This window comes from Martelella mediterranea DSM 17316 (genome assembly GCF_002043005.1).
GTDB classification, from domain to species: Bacteria; Pseudomonadota; Alphaproteobacteria; order Rhizobiales; family Rhizobiaceae; genus Martelella; species Martelella mediterranea.
On the sequence record NZ_CP020330.1, the window covers coordinates 1,664,318 to 1,680,239 of the forward strand.

The window sequence follows — 15,922 nt, forward strand, 5'->3', positions numbered from 1 at the left end:
ATCGGGATCGATCTTCGGAAGGAATGATGCCTGGATTCAGTAGGTTAGAGCGTCACGCGTGCGTCCGGATGGATACACGGCGCTCTGAAGGGATCTAAAGGGAGGAGAGACCATATGAAACTGTTGTTGAGGTCCGTGGCGGCCATTGCGTTGTTGATTGGAGGCGGCGCTGCTGCCCAGACATATCCTGAAAAGCCTATCCGATTGATCGTTCCGTTCGATCAGGGCGGTCTTACCAGCAACTCTGCCAGGATAATGGCCAAGGCGATCGAGGACAATGATCTGCTGCCTGTGCCGATCATCATCAGCTATGTGCCCGGTGCGGCCGGGACCATTGGCGCGCGCCAGGTGAAAGATTCCAAGCCGGATGGCTATACCGCGCTGATCTGGCATGTCGCTGCCAACGGTGCACAGGCCATGGGCAACGTCAACTTCGGCCCCGACGATTTCAAACTCGTCGCTGGCACCGACCGCCAGTGCTACATGCTTGTCGTGCGGGAATCGTCGGAATATCAGACCCTTCCCGAGCTTCTGGAAGCCGCGAAGGCAAATCCCGATACGATAATTTCGGCAGACAATCTGGGTGGCGCGAACCACATCGCGTCCGTGCTTGCCGAGGACGCTTTGCCCGGCGCGACTTTCAGGCACGTCCAGTTCGGCGGGACCGCCAAGACCTATCCCGCATTGCTCGGCGGACACGCGGAGGTCAACGCGACCTCTACCTCTTCACTGTCGAGCACGTCGACCAACGGGCTGCGTGTGCTCGGCTACATGGGACCCGAACGGCATCCCGATTACCCGGATGTACCGACGTTCCACGAGCTCGGCTACGATACCGAGTTCTGCATGTACAGCTGGTGGTTCATGCCCAAGGACACGCCGGAAGACCGGGTCGCCGTGTTCCGCGACGCCATGGTCAAGGCCATGGATACCGACTACATGCGCCAGCAGACCAAGGCGCAGGGTGTCGAGCACATCATCCTTACCGGCGACGAACTGAACGCCGCAATGGAGACCGAGAAGACCAAGATCTCGGCGATCGGGGCGCGTCTGCGCGGCGAATAGGGTCCGTTTTGCACCGCTCCCGAAATGGGGCGGTGCAAGGCTAACAAGAGATTTGGAAACATGAACGACAAACAGTCTTCCGGCTGGTTTGAGATTGGCGTCTATTCGGTGCTGCTTTGCGTCGTGGCGTCGGTCTTCTGGTCGACGCTCGGTCTGCCCGCTTCGACGCGCGAGCCTCTCGGGTCCGCATCCCTCCCGCAAATCGTCTCGGTGATTATCGGGATCTTTTGCGTGATCCTGATCTGGCGCGCGCTTGCCGCGATGCGCCCTGCGGTCGGGCGGACGCCCGCGCCGAATGACGAAGCGGTGAGCCATCGGCGTCGGACCGACAAGGCCGCAATCTGTCTGGGCATTGCGATCGCGTTCGCTTTGGCGCTCCAGCTTCGGCTGCTGAACGCGGCCATTCTGACGCCTGCGTTTCTTCTCTCGCTGATGCTGGTCCTGCACGGATTTCGACCTCGCACGATCCTGCCCTCGGTGGCGATCTCGCTGATTGTCGGGATCGTCACGGTCTACGCGTTCAAGAACTTCTTCTACATCGACCTACCTTAGGCAGGGACGACGATCATGGATGCCTTTATTTCCGCAACAGCACATATCCTGACCCCGGCGCCGTTATTCTGGTGCTTCCTCGGCGTCACTCTCGGAGCGGTCGTCGGCGCGATCCCGGGACTGAGCGGGTCGATGCTGATCACGATGACCGTGCCGCTGACCTTTTTCATGGGAAGCTATTACGACGCGCTGATCCTTCTGGTCGCCATGTATGTCGGCTCGGTCAGCGGCGGCCTGGTCTCGGCCACGCTCCTGCGCATGCCGGGAACACCCGCCTCGGTGATGACGACCCTGGACGGTTACCCGATGGCGCAGCGCGGCGAGGCCGGCCGCGCGCTCGGCCTTGGCATTACGGCCAGCTTTGTCGGTGGTCTCATCTCCTGGATATTCCTGATCACCCTTTCGCCGACACTGGCGGTCTGGGCCACCTATTTCGGGCCCTGGGAATACTTCACGATGGTTCTCATGGCGCTGGTGCTGATTGCCTCCCTGAGCCAGGGTTCGATGGTGAAAGGCCTGCTTGCCGGCTTCCTTGGAATGCTCGCCTCCATGCCGGGGGTCGACCCCAGTACCGGCATGTTGCGATTGACCTTCGGATTCGATTCCTGGGCGGGCGGGTTCAACCTGCTGCCGGTTCTGCTGGGCGTGTTTGTCGTCAGCCAGGTCCTGAAGTACATCATTGACGCCGAACGGCCGGTGATGCGGATTACCGCCTCGAACAAGGGAATCTTCATGAGCCTTGCCGACTGGAAGCGGCAGGCGGTAAACCTGATCCGTTCCTCGGTGATCGGAACCTGGATCGGCATCCTGCCGGGGATCGGGGCCTCGATCGGCTCGATCTGCGCCTATACGGCCGCCAAGAATCTCTCCAAGACGCCCGAGAAGTTCGGCACGGGATGCGAAGACGGCGTTGTGGCATCGGAGGCCGCCAACAACGCGACCATCGGCGGCGCGCTCGTGCCGCTGGTGACGATGGGCATCCCCGGAAGCGTGATCGACGCCATCCTGATCGGCGCTCTACTGATGCACAATCTGCAACCGGGTCCGCTGCTTTTCGTGACCAACCCCGAGGTGCCCTACACCATCATTTCCACGCATCTGATCGCCAACGTCATGATGCTGGGCGTGATGCTGCTGTCGGTGAAATGGATGTCGAAGCTGATCCTGGTTCCGACCGCCTATCTGATGCCGATCATTCTGATGTTCTGCCTGATCGGTTCCTATTCCTTGCAGAACCGCCCGTTCGATGTCTGGGTGACGCTTGCATTCGGGGTGATCGGGTTCGTCCTCGAAAAGGTCAAGGTTCCGCTGGCACCGTTCGTGATTGGCTTCATTCTGGCCGTCCTTGCGGAATCCGAGCTTCGCTCGGGTCTGATGGCCTCGGCAGGCTCGATCGAGCCGCTCTTCACCCGACCCGTGGCGGCTCTGTTCCTGGCGGTCTCGGTCATCATGCTGATCTGGTCGTTCTGGGGCGAATGGCGCGGCGCGCGCCTGCGCAAGCGGGATCTGATCGAATGAACGACGCGACGATCGAGTGCATGGACGGCTTTGACGAAACCTTGATCTTCGACGCCCTGGAAGGGCAGTCGATGGTCGTCACCAATGGCGCAATCCCTGTGCCGCAGGGACACGGGCTGTCCCTTGATCGAAACCTTCTAGCTGAACTGGCAATAGCATGAGTCAAGAGTTTCAGGGTTTCCGTCGCGCGGACGGATCCGTCGGCGTGCGCAATGACCTGCTGATCTTGTCGACGACGGGACTGACAGGGCCAGCCGCTCGGCGCATCGGAAAGGCGCTTCCGGCGGCCAAGGTCGTCACAACGCCCTTTGGCAGCGGTGTGGTCGGCGATGACGGCGCCCTGCGAAACCGGATGCTGCTTGGCTTTGCGCGTCATCCAAACGTTGGCGCCGTGTTGCTTCTGAGCGGCAAACAACCCGAGGCTGAGGAATACCGCGATCAGATCGTTGCGACCGGACGACCGGTCGAACTGTTGCTTCTCGACGAGAACCGTCAGGATTCCCTTCGGTTGACGGATTTGGGCATCCGCGTTGGCGCCCGGCTCATGCGTCAGCTCAGCCGCCAGCTTCGCAGCCCGGCTTCGATTTCCGAGCTGCTTCTGGCGGGCGAATGCGGGCGCTCCGATCCCAGTTCGGGTCTTGCGGCCAATCCGCTGGTTGGCCGCATCGCTGATCATGTCGTCGCTGAGGGTGGCCGGTTCGTCGCCGGGGAGACAATGGAATGGTTCGGGGCCGAACATGTCCTCAATCGGCGGGCGGCTTCGCCCGAAATCGCGGAAGCGATCCAAGGCGCCGTGGCCCGACGCATGGACCACGCGAAATCCGCGGGCATAGACCTGATCGGCAACAACCCCAGCCCGACCAACATCGCGGGCGGGCTGACAACCCTTGAAGAGAAGTCGCTCGGCGCGATCCACAAGACAGGCACAAGCCCGATCCTCGGTTTGCTCGCGCACGGCCAAGCCCCGGCGGGGCCGGGATGCTGGCTCATGGATCAGCCGTTTTATGCACCGGAATCGCTATCCGGATTCACGGCGGCGGGCGCCCATATCGTTCTGTTCACGACCGGACCCGGCAATAGCTATTGCAGCCTGCTCGCCCCGACCATCAAGATTTCGGCCAATGTCGACACCTGCATGAACCTTCCCGAGCAGATCGATTTCGATGCCAGCGGCCTCCTGCTCGGAACCCTCTCGATGGACGAAGCGACCGAGCGGCTGACAAAACACATCCTGGAGACGGCTTCCGGCGCCTCGACCTTCGGCGAGATCCTGGAGGAAGGCGAAGAAGTCGTAACCCGCATCGGAGCATCGCTGTAATGGAGAATACGCGTCAAAAGGTCATCGTTCAGGACGGCTCCGACTCTGTCGGTGTCGCCCTTGTCCCGCTCAAGGCGGGCGAGGTCCTGGATGTCCGCACGGGCACAGAGACACGACCATTAAGGATCCAGAACGACATCCCCCGCTACCACAAGTTCGCGGTCGTTGACCTGCCCGACGGCGCGGAGGTCCGGAAGAATGGCGAAGTCATTGGCCGCATGATGCGTCCGGCAAGGATCGGCGAACACGTTCACACACACAACCTGACCGGACTGACTATGAAGTGAGGCGCAGCGAGAGCAACCTTGCCAATGGCGACACAGTCACAAATCGTTGAAAACGCCCAATGTGCGAGTTCCGGTGACAAACATAAATCGACCGCATGCGCAAGCAACTGATCAGACCCATGAGAGGGTTCAAGACGAGGAGAACGGCATAGGCGCAGCCTCATGCGTAGCGTCGGGTTAACCAGTCTGTCGTGAGCGGGTTGGTATTTGGTGGCAATGACCGAAGTCGTGCCTGCTCACGTCTGACGCCACTGCTTTCCCGCCGAGATCATCGCCGGAGTTAAGCTAATCCGACCTTGTTTTCAAATTCCATCTTCTGGTTCGGCCTTAGAGCGCCGGATTGAAAATGGGGTTGTAAAGAGGATTTCTATTCTCGGGCTGCTAACGAACCGAAGCGGATTTTATATAGGCGAAGCCCGATTGCAGTCACGATCTCGTTGATCGGGATCCAGGACTTGCGGACGTGGCGGATGGCCATACAGCCTGCATGACCACCCGCCGCCGCTTCATTCCGGCAGATCAGTCCCGAACGCCGCCTTCGTCGTCCAGTCTCATTCTCTTCAGCTGCCGCAGACGGCCGAGGAAGATCGGCAGGACGAAACCGACGATGGCGATGGCCCAAAGCGTGATCGACAGCGGTGAAGCGAAGAGCGTGAGGTAGTCGCCATTGGCGATATTCACGGCGCGGCGGAAATTCACCTCCATCTCGTTTCCGAGAAGCGTGCCGAGAATGACCGGGACGAGCGGCACGTCCAGCTTGCGCAGGACCCAGCCCATGATGCCGAAACCGACCATGACGAGCAGGTCGAAGCTCGAGCCGGAGATGCCGTAGATCCCGACGAAGGAGATCATGGCTACGATCGGCATGAGGATGCGCGGCGGCACCAGCAACAGGCGCGTGAAGAAGCCGACCATGGGTATGTTCATGGCGAGCAGCATGAAATTGGCGATGAACAGCGCCGCGATCAGCCCCCAGACCACGTCCGGGTTTTGCGAGAACAGCAGCGGGCCGGGCGTGATGTTGAGCGACAGCAGAACGGCGAGCAGAACCGCGGTCGTGCCGGAGCCGGGAACGCCAAGCGCCAGCATTGGCACCAGCGCGCCACCGGCGGCCGCGTTGTTACCTGCTTCCGGCGCAGCCACGCCGCGCGGATCGCCCTTGCCGAACGTGCCCTCGCGGTCGACCAGCCGCTTTTCCATCGAATAGGAGATAAACGATCCGAGCGAGGCGCCCGCGCCCGGCAAGACGCCGGCGATGAAGCCAAGGCCCGTGGTGCGCAACATGGTCGGCGTGCATGAACGGATCAGTTTCCATGACGGCGTAATCCGGCCGATTTTCATCTTGGGCTTCGCGGAAATGTCGCTATCGGTGCCCCGATGCTCCAGGAAGACGAAGACCTCCGACAGGGCGAACAGGCCGACGATGGCGACGAGGAAGTCGATCCCGTCATAAAGATGCACCTCGCCGAAGGTGAAGCGGGGGACGCCGGTCTGGGTATCAACGCCGATCATTGCCAGCGCAAGCCCCAGTGCCGCCGCAAAGGCGGCTTTCGCCTGGTTGGTCGACGAGATGCCGCCGAGCGTCGCGAAGGCCAGCGTGAACAGCGCGAAATATTCGGCAGGACCGAACAGAAGCGCCACCTTGACCAGCTGCGGCGCCAGAAGGACGAGGCCCCATGTGGCGAAAAACGAGCCGACGAAGGAGGCGATGCCGGACAGCGCCAGCGCCTCCCCGGCGCGGCCCTGCTGGGCCATCGGATAACCGTCGAGACAGGTCATCATCGCGGGCTCATCGCCGGGAATGTTCAGCAGGATCGACGAGATACGGCCGCCATACATGGCGCCGTAATAGACCGAGGTCAGCAATATCAGCGACGGCGTGGCGCCGAGGCCGAGCGTGAATGCGAGCGGGATAAGAATGGCGACGCCATTCGACGGCCCCAGACCGGGAAGCGCCCCCATGATCGTGCCGAGAAAGCAACCGAGCAGCGCGAGCGCGAGGTTCTGCCAGGTCAGGGCGACGACGAAGCCATCGGCCAGTGAAGAAAGCGTTTCCATCGGTTCCTCCTCAGAATCCGAACGGGCCGCGGGCCAGGGAAAGACCGAGAACCAGGTGGAAGATAATGTAGATGCCGACCGATGTGCCGATGCCGATGATGAGACTTTCGACCGGGCGCGAGCCGAGGCGCCAGGTCAGGTAAGACGCGGCGACTGCCGTGGCGATCACGAATCCGGCAACCGGCAGCAGCTCCGCATAGGCGGCGAGAACCAGCACGGCCAGGCCGATCTCCGCAAGACGTCCGGCGCGCGGCCAGTGCGGCTCGGGGTCCGGCTTCAACAGGAAGTAGACCGAGGAAATACCCATCACGGCGGCGATGATGTAGGGAAAGACTTTCGGGCCGACGGCGTCAGTCAGAAAGCTTTCCTGGATGATCGAGGCCTGCCAGGCGAAGAGGATGGCGATAACCAAGCCGATCCCGCCAAAAATGCGATCGCTCATTCTATCCTCACAATAAACGATGATACTGTCAGGCCCCCGCAGCGGCGTGCGAGGGCGCTTTTCCGGTATTGCGGACGGTTACTGCAGGATGCCGATCTGTTTCGACAGGTCGGTGATGTTCTGCACCGATTCAGCCACGAACTGCTGGAATTCCTCGCCCTGCAGGTCGAGAGGGGCAAGCCCGTTCCGTTCCATCACGGCCTTCCATTCATCGGAGCCATAGAGCGTGCCCACTGCATCGACCCAGTAGTTGTAGGCTGCGTCGCTCATCTTGCCCGGGCCGTAAAAACCGCGCCAGTTGGCGCCGATCGCATCGATGCCCTGCTCCCTGGCGGTCGGGAATTCGGAGAACTCGCCGCTGAGGCGTTCGGGGGCCAGGACGGCAAGCACCTTGATGTCGCCGGATTCGACGAAGCCCTTGGCTTCGGAGAGGTCGCCGGTAAAGGCCTGGAGCGAACCGGCAAGGAGCTGCGTGACGGCTTCGCCGCCACCGGCGAAGGCGATGTACTTGACCTTGCGCACGTCCTCGATGCCGGCCTTCTGCGCAGCGATCAGCACCTTGAGATGATCCCAGCCGCCCACGGCCGAACCGCCGCCGATCGCGACCGAGGTCGGGTCTTCCTTGATCTGATCCATCAGTTGCGGAAGCGTATCGATGTCGCTATCGGCAGCGACCGCAATGACGCCGTAGTCGGCGCCGACGGCCCCGATCCAGCGCACCTCGTCCATCGTGTTGCCCGGAAACGCGTTCTGCGCGAGGCGCGTGGCCGTCGCGGATGAGGCAGCGACGATGAGGTCGTTGTCGTCATTTCGCTTGTTCACGACTTCGGCAAACGCCACGCCGCCGCCGCCGCCCGAAAGGTTCACGACCTGCATGGTGGACGGGATGATATCGAGATCCTGCATGGTCTTGCCCACCTGCCGGCAGGTAAAGTCCCAGCCGCCGCCGGGATTGGCGGGAGCGATACATTCGGGATTTTCGGGCGTGAAATCCTGCGCGGAAACCGCAAGCGGTGCAAGGGTGAGTGCGGCGGCAACCAGAAGGCTGCGCCCGGGAAATGAAAAATTCATGTTCTCTCCTCCAAAAAAGCATGACCGGACATCTTTGTTTGCTGCCCGATCGGCTCACCCTATCAGGACAAGCTGTCACCAACCTGTCATCGCTTGCCAGGGAGACTTTCGCCCTGGTGGAGGCGGGTATACTGTAGCCGGCGGAGGAGCAGCGAAACGAAATGCGGGTACTGATCGTGGAGGACGCGGCGGATGTCGCCGAGGCCGTGGCGGCGAGCCTGGCGCGGGCAGGCTTTGTCTGCGATATCGCTGCGGACATCGCGCACGCGGCGGCTTTTCTCGAAGCGCAGGCGTTCGACGTGATCGTGCTCGACATCAACCTGCCGGACGGGGACGGTCGTGGATTTTTGCGCAGCCTGCGCCGCGATGACAACCGCACGCCGGTCCTGATGCTGACGGCGCGCTTCGACGTATCCTCGCGCGTCGGCGCACTGGACGAAGGCGCGGACGACTATCTGGTCAAGCCATTCGACCTGCGCGAACTGGAGGCGCGGCTGCGTGTGCTGACGCGCCGCAATCGCGGCCTGGCCGACAGCCAGCTCACGCTGGGCCGACTGGTGATCGACACGGCCGGACAGACCGTGCGATGCGACGGCGACCTCGTCGGCATGACCCGCCGCGAAATGGCGCTGCTCAATCTTCTCGCGGCCCATCGCGGTCAGATCATGTCCAAGGAGCGCCTTTTCGACGGCCTGTTTTCATTCGACAACACGGATGTCGGCCTGAATACGGTGGAGCTTTACGTGGCCCGGCTGCGCAAGAAGCTGGCGGGCGCCGGCGTCGCGATCGAGACGCATCGCGGTCTTGGATACCGGCTGGATGTCCGCGATGAGTAAGGCGGCCGGCCTGCGCGGAACACTGTCACTCAAGAGCCGTGTCGCGCTCGCGATGGCCGCCGTGCTGGCCGTCGGCGGCGCGATGGTTCTGGTGGCAGCCCTTGCCTATGGCCGCCAGGCCGCGCGCGAGGCCTATGACCGGCTGCTTGTCGGCGCGGCGAGCGACATCGCGGAATCCATCACGGTACGCGACGGCGCAGCACTGGTCGACATGCCGATCTCGGCGTTCGAGCTGCTGGCGCTCGCGCCCGATGACCGGATCAGCTACCGCATCGTCGGTCCGGACGGAGAGACATTGACCGGTTACGATACCGCGCCCTTGCCACGGGCGGAAGGCGATGTCGTGTTCTATGACGGGGCGTTCGGGAGCGAAAAAGCGCGCTATGTCAGTCTTGTGCGCCGGTTTGCGGAACGCAGTTTTTCGGGACCGGTGCAGGTCATCGTGGGTCAGACATTGAAGGCGCGCACGGAACTGGCCCGCGATATCGCGCAGAACGCGCTCATCGTTCTGGGTGCAGCCGGCGCGGCCATGGCGTTCTTTGCGTGGTTGGTGATGCGCTCGGCGCTTCTGCCTCTGCCGCGTATCGGTTTCGCGCTCAGGCAACGCGACCCGACAGACCTGACCCCCATCGATCTGTCCGCTCCGTCCGAAGTCGCAACGCTCGTCGAGTCGCTGAACGGATTCATGGCACGTCTCGACCATCAGATGACAACCAACCGAAACCTGATCGGCGATGCCGCGCACCAGCTTCGCACCCCCGTTGCCGCCATTCGTGCGCAAGCCCAGTTGGCAGCGGAAGAACCCGATGCCACGCGTCGGGAAAAAATGGTGGCCCGCATTCATGAGCGCGCAGTGAGCCTCAGTCACCTGCTGGACCAGATGCTGAACCATGCGATGATCATACACCGCGCGGATACGGCCCCCCGCGCGCTCGTCGACCTCCGCGATGTCGCGATTGAGGCTTTCGAGGCGAACGAGCCGGGTGCTTTCGGGAAACAGTACGCGGTTTCCCTCGACCTTCCTGACTCACCGGTGATGGTCCGTGGCGACATGATGTCACTTGCCGAGGCGGCCAAGAACCTGCTCGGCAATGCCCTCAATCACGGGCGCCCGCCGGTGCGGATCGGTGTGCGCAGCGGCGACCGCGCGATCCTTTGGGTGTACGATAAGGGCGATGGCCCGCCAGCGGAGATTCTCGACGAGCCGGGCATGCGTTTCGCCGGCGATCAGAGCAAGGGAAGCGGCGGTCTGGGGCTCGCGATCGCGCATGCGGTTGCTGCGAGCCACGCCGGGTGGATATCGTTTCATGCCACCGGAGGCGGGTTCGAGGCCGCCCTCGACCTGCCCAAGGACGGATAACGATATGCGCCATCTCGCTTGTGTTCTTTTCCTCGTCTGGCCCTTTCCCGCCGCGGCGCAGGAACTGTCGGAGACGTTCGGGCCGGCCGCGGCAGAACCGCTCGTCATCCGCTCGACCACGGATCTTACGGCCATGAGGCCGGTGCTCGAGAACTATCTGGCGGGAAACCCGAATCTCAGGATCGAATATGAGCAGTGGGGCTCCAACGATCTCTACGAGCTTACAGCCACGGACTGCGCCGGAGGGATCGCCGGCGCCGACCTCGTCATCAGTTCGGCGGTCGACCAGATGGTGCGGCTGGTCAATGACGGCTGCGCCGCGACATACCGATCCGATCAGACCGCATCGCTTCCAAGCGAGCTCAGATGGCGCGACCAGCTCTGGGGTATCTCGCGCGAGCCCGCGGTGATGGTCTACAATGCCGAGCTGGTGCCCGCCATGGACGTCCCGCGATCGCGCTTCGACCTTCTCGATCTGCTTCGCCCGGAAACCAGCCGCTACCGGGGGCGGCTGGCGACCTATGATATCGAGACATCCGGGCTCGGCTATCTCCTGGCTTTTGCCGATTCGCTCGAGGCAACCACCTTTGGCGGCCTGATGGAGTCCTTCGGCCGCAGCGGCGCGGTCGCGACCTGCTGTTCCGCCGAAATCATCGATGCGGTGATTGAGGGCAAGTACCTCATTGCCTACAATATTCTTGGGTCCTATGCGCTGGCCCGCGCCGAGAAAGACCCACGGCTCGGCATCATCGCGCCCAGCGACTACACGCTCATCCTTTCGCGCGGTGCGATGATACCGCGCGATGCCGCCGCGAAGGCGCTGGCCGCGGACTTTCTCGATTACCTTCTTTCGCGCGCCGGCCGCGAAGCGCTCGAAAAGGCGCTGCTGCTGGTCCGGTTGGACGATGACGATGGTTCGCCGCTCGAATTGCCGGAGGCGGCGCAGTCCAACGAACGCCTGATCCCGCTTTCTCCGACGCTTCTGATCGCGCTCGACAGGCAGAAGCGATATATTTTCCGCGAACGTTGGCGCGCCGCATTTCCAAACGAAGAGTGACAAGCTCGTCCCCTTCCAGACCAGATGTCATCGCGCTAGCGTCTCGTTACCGAGTAATCGATCCAACTCGGGCCCTCCTCTGTCTCAAAAGCGCATTTAGCCGTTCCAGGCTCGCAGAATCACATCGAGGATTGCCCTGCCCGGCCGCCACGCCCAAAGGAAGTAGCAAGACTCTTCTGCCGGCGCAGGTCTCCCTCATACCGCAGCCGTTCGGCATAGGTCGGAAGCTTTGGGTCAACCACACTGCTGCCGGCCGCCTGTCTGATATTGCACGTCGATTTGCTGACAGTATCCAGAAACGCCTGGCTCGAATTTCCCATGAGGTGCCGTCAGTTGGCGATTTGATCAGCATGAGGCAAAGCCTTCGCGACTGCTTCGCCCTATCCACCGCCGCGACCCCGCGTAAAAATCGAGATCGACGGATGTTCGGCAAGCCATGCACGCGCCATATCCACCGCGCGATCCAGCAACTATGTAGCGGATTTCCGCTGCTCGAGATCGCAAACGATCGTTCCATAGGTCTGGCCCCGTCGGAAGGCAAAGCCATCGGCTTGGTCTCCCACATTCAGGGCAAAGTGCTGACAAAGAACGCGACCGCAATAGAATCTTTACGCCTATATCGGCAATTTGCACGGTCTCCACCCTAGCTGCGAAATACTCTAAGCTGATGGCACGCGCAGATCATGCGGCGACACGATCCCCATAAGGGCCATGTCTCGATCGATCTCGTCTCGCAGCAGCCCCATGGCATGGCTGACGCCCGCCTCGCCATCGGTTGCGGCGGCATACAGCAAGGGCCGGCCGACGAAGACGAAATCCGCTCCCAGCATGATTGCCCGGAGTACATCGGTGCCCCGCCGGATACCGCTATCCAGCATCACTGTCATGTCGGGAACGGCCTTTCTGATCGCCGGCAAAGCCACGATGGGGGCCACGGCGCCGTCGAGTTGACGCCCGCCATGATTGGAGACGATGATGCCGTCACAACCGGTTTGCCGTGCCAGTCTCGCATCTTCCGGCGAGAGCACGCCTTTGAGAATGAGCTTGCCCGAAAAGCGTGCGCGGATCAGCTTCAGGTGTTCCCATGTGAGCTTGTCGCGCGCGATCGTCGAGCGCACCAGATTGCGGGAAAAGAGTGGCGGCCCCTGCACCGATTCCATGTTTTCGAAATGCGGCATACCGCGCTTGAAAAGCTCGCGCCCGAGCGTTCCGATCGTCCAGCGGGGATGGGTCATGCCCTGCCAGATCAGTTGCGGGGTGATGCGGAAGGGGGCGTCAAATCCATTACGGGCGTTGTTTTCCCGGTTGCCTGTCACGGGGACATCGCCGGTTATCACCAGATGATCGAAGCCAGCGGCTGCGACCCGATCCACCAGCGCAAGGATACGGTCGTCGTCGCCCGGAACATAGGCCTGAAACCAGCGGCTCCCGGCTTCGCGCGCCACCCGTTCCAATGGCGTCAGCGAGGCGGCGGAACAGATCGCGAAACTGCCCGCGCTCCGCGCTCCCCTGGCGAGAGCGACATCGCCATCATACGCCACGAGAGCGCTGAAGCCCATGGGCGCAATGCCGAAAGGCACGCCGTAGCTGTTGCCGAACAGCCGGGTCTTCTGGCTGCGCGTCGACACATCCCGCATGATCCGGGGTTCGAAGCTTATAGCCTGAAACGCCGCGCGATTGGCGCGAAGACTGCTGTTGGTTTCGACGCCGCCGCTGACATAGCCGAACATCGACAATGGCAGCAGGCGGCGCGCGCGCACTTCGAAATCATCAAGTGAAAGTGCGCGGCGCAGTCGTCTCGGCGTCCGGTCCGCCTTGCGTTGGGCGATGCCGATCGATGACGGCGTCATCTATTCGAATTCGCAGCCACGGGCGTTGAGCGTGTTCAACACCCAGCTACGGTCGTCCGTTCGCGCGGCGATGCGGGCGATTTCTTCCTGCTCCGCGGCAAACTTCTTCTTCGTGGCGGCCAGGACGGTTTCGACCTCGTCATAGGGAATGCTGAGCACGCCATCGCCATCGGCGATGATCAGGTCGCCCGGCTCGATGACCATGCCCTCGATGGCGATCGCCGTGTTGATTTCGCCGGGGCCGTCCTTGTAGGGCCCGCGATGTGTGACGCCAGCGGCGTAGACCGGGAACTTCATCCGGTTGATTTCCTCGGCATCGCGAATGGCACCATAGATGATGATGCCGGCAACCTTGTTGCGCTGGGCGATTCCGACCATGATCTCGCCCATCGTCGCGGTGGTGAGGTCGCCGCCTGCATCGACGACGATGACATCGCCCGGCTCGGCGATATCGAGCGCGTGATGCAGCATGAGATTGTCGCCGGGACGCGCGCGCACCGTAAGCGCCGGGCCCGCCAGAACGCCGTCGGGATCATGGATCGGGCGCAACCTGGAGCCGCCGGCAAACATGCGCGACATGCAGTCGCTGGCATTGGCGACGGGCAGTTTGCTGAATTCTTCCGCAAGCGCGGCGCTGACCGCGCGGCGACGTTTCCTTACACAAAACCCGATGGTCATGCGTTTTCTCCTTCCAAAGCGTTGAGAGCGTCCAGAACCTTCTGGACGATGATCAGTCCGGTGCGGCGCAAACCGGCATTCGTGGATGCGCCGATATGAGGGGTGGCGATGAAGCGGCCGGAGCCGGCAAGCAGCGGGTTGTCGCGCGCCGGCGGTTCCACTTCGAACACGTCGGAGGCGGCGGCGGCGACCTGTCCCGAGGCAAGCGCGTCTGCCAGCGCCTGTTCGTTGACGATCCCGCCTCGCGCGCAGTTGACGATCACCGCGCCGGGCAGGAGCATGGACAGCTGCGACCTGTCGATCAGGTTTCGGGTTTCAGGCAGCAATGGCAGATGCAGGAACAGAAGATCCGTTCGCTGCAGGAGGGCCGGAGTGTCGGCCTCGCGCCGGACACCCGCTGGCCAGGTCTCCTGTGTCAAGGCCGGATCATAGCCCGCCACATCAGCGCCGAACCCGCCAACCAGCCGCGCTGCCACCGCTCGCCCGATGGCGCCCATCCCGAGAATGCCGATCTTGCGCTCCGATACCTCGAAACCCTGCGGAATGTCGGAGCGTTTCGGCGCGTCGTGCCTCAGCGACTGATCATGCAGGTCCGGCGAGCGCAACAGCAGCATCGCGAACAGCACCGCCAGATCTGCAACGGATTCCGCATTCGCGCCATCGGCGCGGAAGACCTGCAGATTGCGCCCCCTTGCCACGTCCATGTCGATATTGTCGGTGCCCGCACCGTGCTTGCCGATCACTTTCAGACCGGGCAGGTTTTCGAGCAGCGGTCTGTCGACCTTGTGGGCGCGCACGACGATTGCGGTGACATCGCCGCGGCGTGCTTCGGGGAGAGGGCCGGGCCCCATCACGTCGGCCGCGCCTTTGAGCATCGCCATGGCGTCGGGATGGATATGCTCGGTTACCCAGATGACGTTACGCCTTTGCATCGGCGTTTTCCGTTTTGGGCGTGAAATGAAGGCTCAGCCAGGAGAGTGCCTCTTCCGGCGATATGTCGGGGCCTGTGCCGGCGGCTGCCGTTCGTGTGAACATCTTACGGGTTGCGGGAAGCATATAGGATGTGAACCCCGCCTCCTGCATCATTTCTTCCACGGCTGCGACCTCATGGGTCCGCCTGCCGGCATGTTTGGGGTGGGTGCGCAGCATTTCATCAAGAAATGCCGGCATGTCGATATCTGCGAGGTCGGCGAGCGCAATGCTCAGCCCGTCGCTCTGGCCGAGCGTGGCTGCGGCAAGCCGGGTTTCGACAAAAAGCGCTTCCAGCCCCTTCATGAACAAGCTGCGCAGCAGTTTCAGCTGGCTCGCGCTTCCGGGCGCTCCGTCAATGCACGAGATCCGGCAGCCAAGCGGCCGCAGCATGGCGGCGGCGGTTTCTGCCTGCTTTCCGGCGAAAACCATCGGCGTTGCCAGTCCGCCCAGTCCGACCGCGCCTAGAACCGTGCCATCGATGAACCGCTCGCCAAGGATAAGTGCGCCTTCCTGCATGGCGCCGGGGGCAGACGAGGTCAGATCCAGAACCGGGCAGGTTCCGGTGCGGGCGGCCAGCTCCCGAATGATACCGAGAGTGGCGGCAGCAGGAGAAAGGATGATCACCAGATCGAACGCGCCGAGATCGCCCGGCAGTTTCGTATCCAGAACAATGCCGGCTGCAAGGGCGGTCTTTTGTGATTTGCCATCGGCAAAGGGATCCATGGCGGTGACGTCGGCGCCTGCCCGGCGAAAGCCGACGGCATAGGCCCTGCCTGCGGCACCATAGCCCGCAATCAATAACCGCACGGTGTTTGATGGTTGCAGATCAGTCAAGCGAGCCTCCTCCTGAACCTCGTA

The 15,922-nt window shown here is 62.4% G+C and carries 16 protein-coding genes; 9 read left to right on the plus strand and 7 right to left on the minus strand.

The features are described 5' to 3' along the window. Window positions 1–114 precede the first annotated feature (114 nt). Genes Mame_RS07770 through Mame_RS07790 form a run of 6 tightly spaced genes read left to right on the plus strand, consistent with a single transcriptional unit; the run spans window position 115 to window position 4,740 of the window. A complete protein-coding gene (locus Mame_RS07770; protein ID WP_079920728.1) occupies window positions 115–1,065 on the plus strand; it encodes a Bug family tripartite tricarboxylate transporter substrate binding protein in 951 nt (316 codons plus the stop codon). Between the two features lie 60 nt (window positions 1,066–1,125). Continuing rightward, window positions 1,126–1,617, plus strand: a complete 492-nt coding sequence (locus Mame_RS07775) for a tripartite tricarboxylate transporter TctB family protein (protein WP_018067356.1) — start codon at window positions 1,126–1,128, stop codon at window positions 1,615–1,617. Between the two features lie 15 nt (window positions 1,618–1,632). After that, window positions 1,633–3,135, plus strand: coding sequence for a tripartite tricarboxylate transporter permease (locus tag Mame_RS07780; RefSeq protein WP_018067357.1), 1,503 nt, complete (start codon window positions 1,633–1,635; stop codon window positions 3,133–3,135). After that, the gene (locus tag Mame_RS26625; RefSeq protein WP_018067358.1) at window positions 3,132–3,296 is read left to right on the plus strand and encodes a hypothetical protein; all 165 of its coding nucleotides are present in this window, start codon (window positions 3,132–3,134) and stop codon (window positions 3,294–3,296) included. Before Mame_RS07780 ends, Mame_RS26625 begins: the two co-directional genes overlap by 4 nt. Then, complete coding sequence (locus tag Mame_RS07785; protein WP_018067359.1) at window positions 3,293–4,453, plus strand: UxaA family hydrolase; 1,161 nt, start codon at window positions 3,293–3,295, stop codon at window positions 4,451–4,453. Before Mame_RS26625 ends, Mame_RS07785 begins: the two co-directional genes overlap by 4 nt. Then, a complete protein-coding gene (locus Mame_RS07790; protein ID WP_018067360.1) occupies window positions 4,453–4,740 on the plus strand; it encodes a UxaA family hydrolase in 288 nt (95 codons plus the stop codon). Before Mame_RS07785 ends, Mame_RS07790 begins: the two co-directional genes overlap by 1 nt. 519 nt (window positions 4,741–5,259) lie before the next feature. On the opposite strand, the gene Mame_RS07795 is transcribed toward Mame_RS07790, so the two are convergent. The 3 genes from Mame_RS07795 to Mame_RS07805 all read right to left on the minus strand — a co-directional run bounded on the left by Mame_RS07795 (window position 5,260) and on the right by Mame_RS07805 (window position 8,311). After that, window positions 5,260–6,798, minus strand: a complete 1,539-nt coding sequence (locus Mame_RS07795) for a tripartite tricarboxylate transporter permease (protein WP_018067361.1) — start codon at window positions 6,796–6,798, stop codon at window positions 5,260–5,262. Between the two features lie 10 nt (window positions 6,799–6,808). Further along, window positions 6,809–7,240 carry a tripartite tricarboxylate transporter TctB family protein gene (locus Mame_RS07800; RefSeq protein WP_018067362.1) on the minus strand — a complete coding sequence of 144 codons (432 nt, stop codon included), beginning with the start codon at window positions 7,238–7,240 and terminating at the stop codon, window positions 6,809–6,811. Between the two features lie 78 nt (window positions 7,241–7,318). Next, a complete protein-coding gene (locus Mame_RS07805; protein ID WP_018067363.1) occupies window positions 7,319–8,311 on the minus strand; it encodes a Bug family tripartite tricarboxylate transporter substrate binding protein in 993 nt (330 codons plus the stop codon). A 161-nt stretch (window positions 8,312–8,472) separates the two neighbouring features. Between Mame_RS07805 and Mame_RS07810 the strand changes: the two genes are divergently transcribed. The 3 genes from Mame_RS07810 to Mame_RS07820 are packed head-to-tail and all read left to right on the plus strand — an operon-like array spanning window position 8,473 to window position 11,564. Then, window positions 8,473–9,147, plus strand: a complete 675-nt coding sequence (locus tag Mame_RS07810; RefSeq protein WP_018067364.1) for a response regulator — start codon at window positions 8,473–8,475, stop codon at window positions 9,145–9,147. After that, window positions 9,140–10,507, plus strand: a complete 1,368-nt coding sequence (locus tag Mame_RS07815; RefSeq protein WP_026173922.1) for a sensor histidine kinase — start codon at window positions 9,140–9,142, stop codon at window positions 10,505–10,507. The genes Mame_RS07810 and Mame_RS07815 overlap by 8 nt, the downstream gene beginning before the upstream one ends. Before the next feature lie 4 nt (window positions 10,508–10,511). Further along, window positions 10,512–11,564 (plus strand): ABC transporter substrate-binding protein, encoded by a 1,053-nt coding sequence (locus Mame_RS07820; protein ID WP_018067366.1) that lies wholly within the window; start codon window positions 10,512–10,514, stop codon window positions 11,562–11,564. A gap of 659 nt (window positions 11,565–12,223) precedes the next feature. Here the strand turns inward: Mame_RS07820 and Mame_RS07825 are convergent. Genes Mame_RS07825 through Mame_RS07840 form a run of 4 tightly spaced genes read right to left on the minus strand, consistent with a single transcriptional unit; the run spans window position 12,224 to window position 15,898 of the window. Then, the gene (locus Mame_RS07825; RefSeq protein WP_018067367.1) at window positions 12,224–13,414 is read right to left on the minus strand and encodes an alpha-hydroxy acid oxidase; all 1,191 of its coding nucleotides are present in this window, start codon (window positions 13,412–13,414) and stop codon (window positions 12,224–12,226) included. Further along, the gene (locus tag Mame_RS07830; protein WP_018067368.1) at window positions 13,415–14,092 is read right to left on the minus strand and encodes an RraA family protein; all 678 of its coding nucleotides are present in this window, start codon (window positions 14,090–14,092) and stop codon (window positions 13,415–13,417) included. After that, complete coding sequence (locus tag Mame_RS07835) at window positions 14,089–15,024, minus strand: NAD(P)-dependent oxidoreductase (RefSeq protein ID WP_018067369.1); 936 nt, start codon at window positions 15,022–15,024, stop codon at window positions 14,089–14,091. Before Mame_RS07835 ends, Mame_RS07830 begins: the two co-directional genes overlap by 4 nt. After that, window positions 15,011–15,898, minus strand: a complete 888-nt coding sequence (locus Mame_RS07840) for a DUF1932 domain-containing protein (RefSeq protein ID WP_155122053.1) — start codon at window positions 15,896–15,898, stop codon at window positions 15,011–15,013. Before Mame_RS07840 ends, Mame_RS07835 begins: the two co-directional genes overlap by 14 nt. Window positions 15,899–15,922 lie beyond the last annotated feature (24 nt).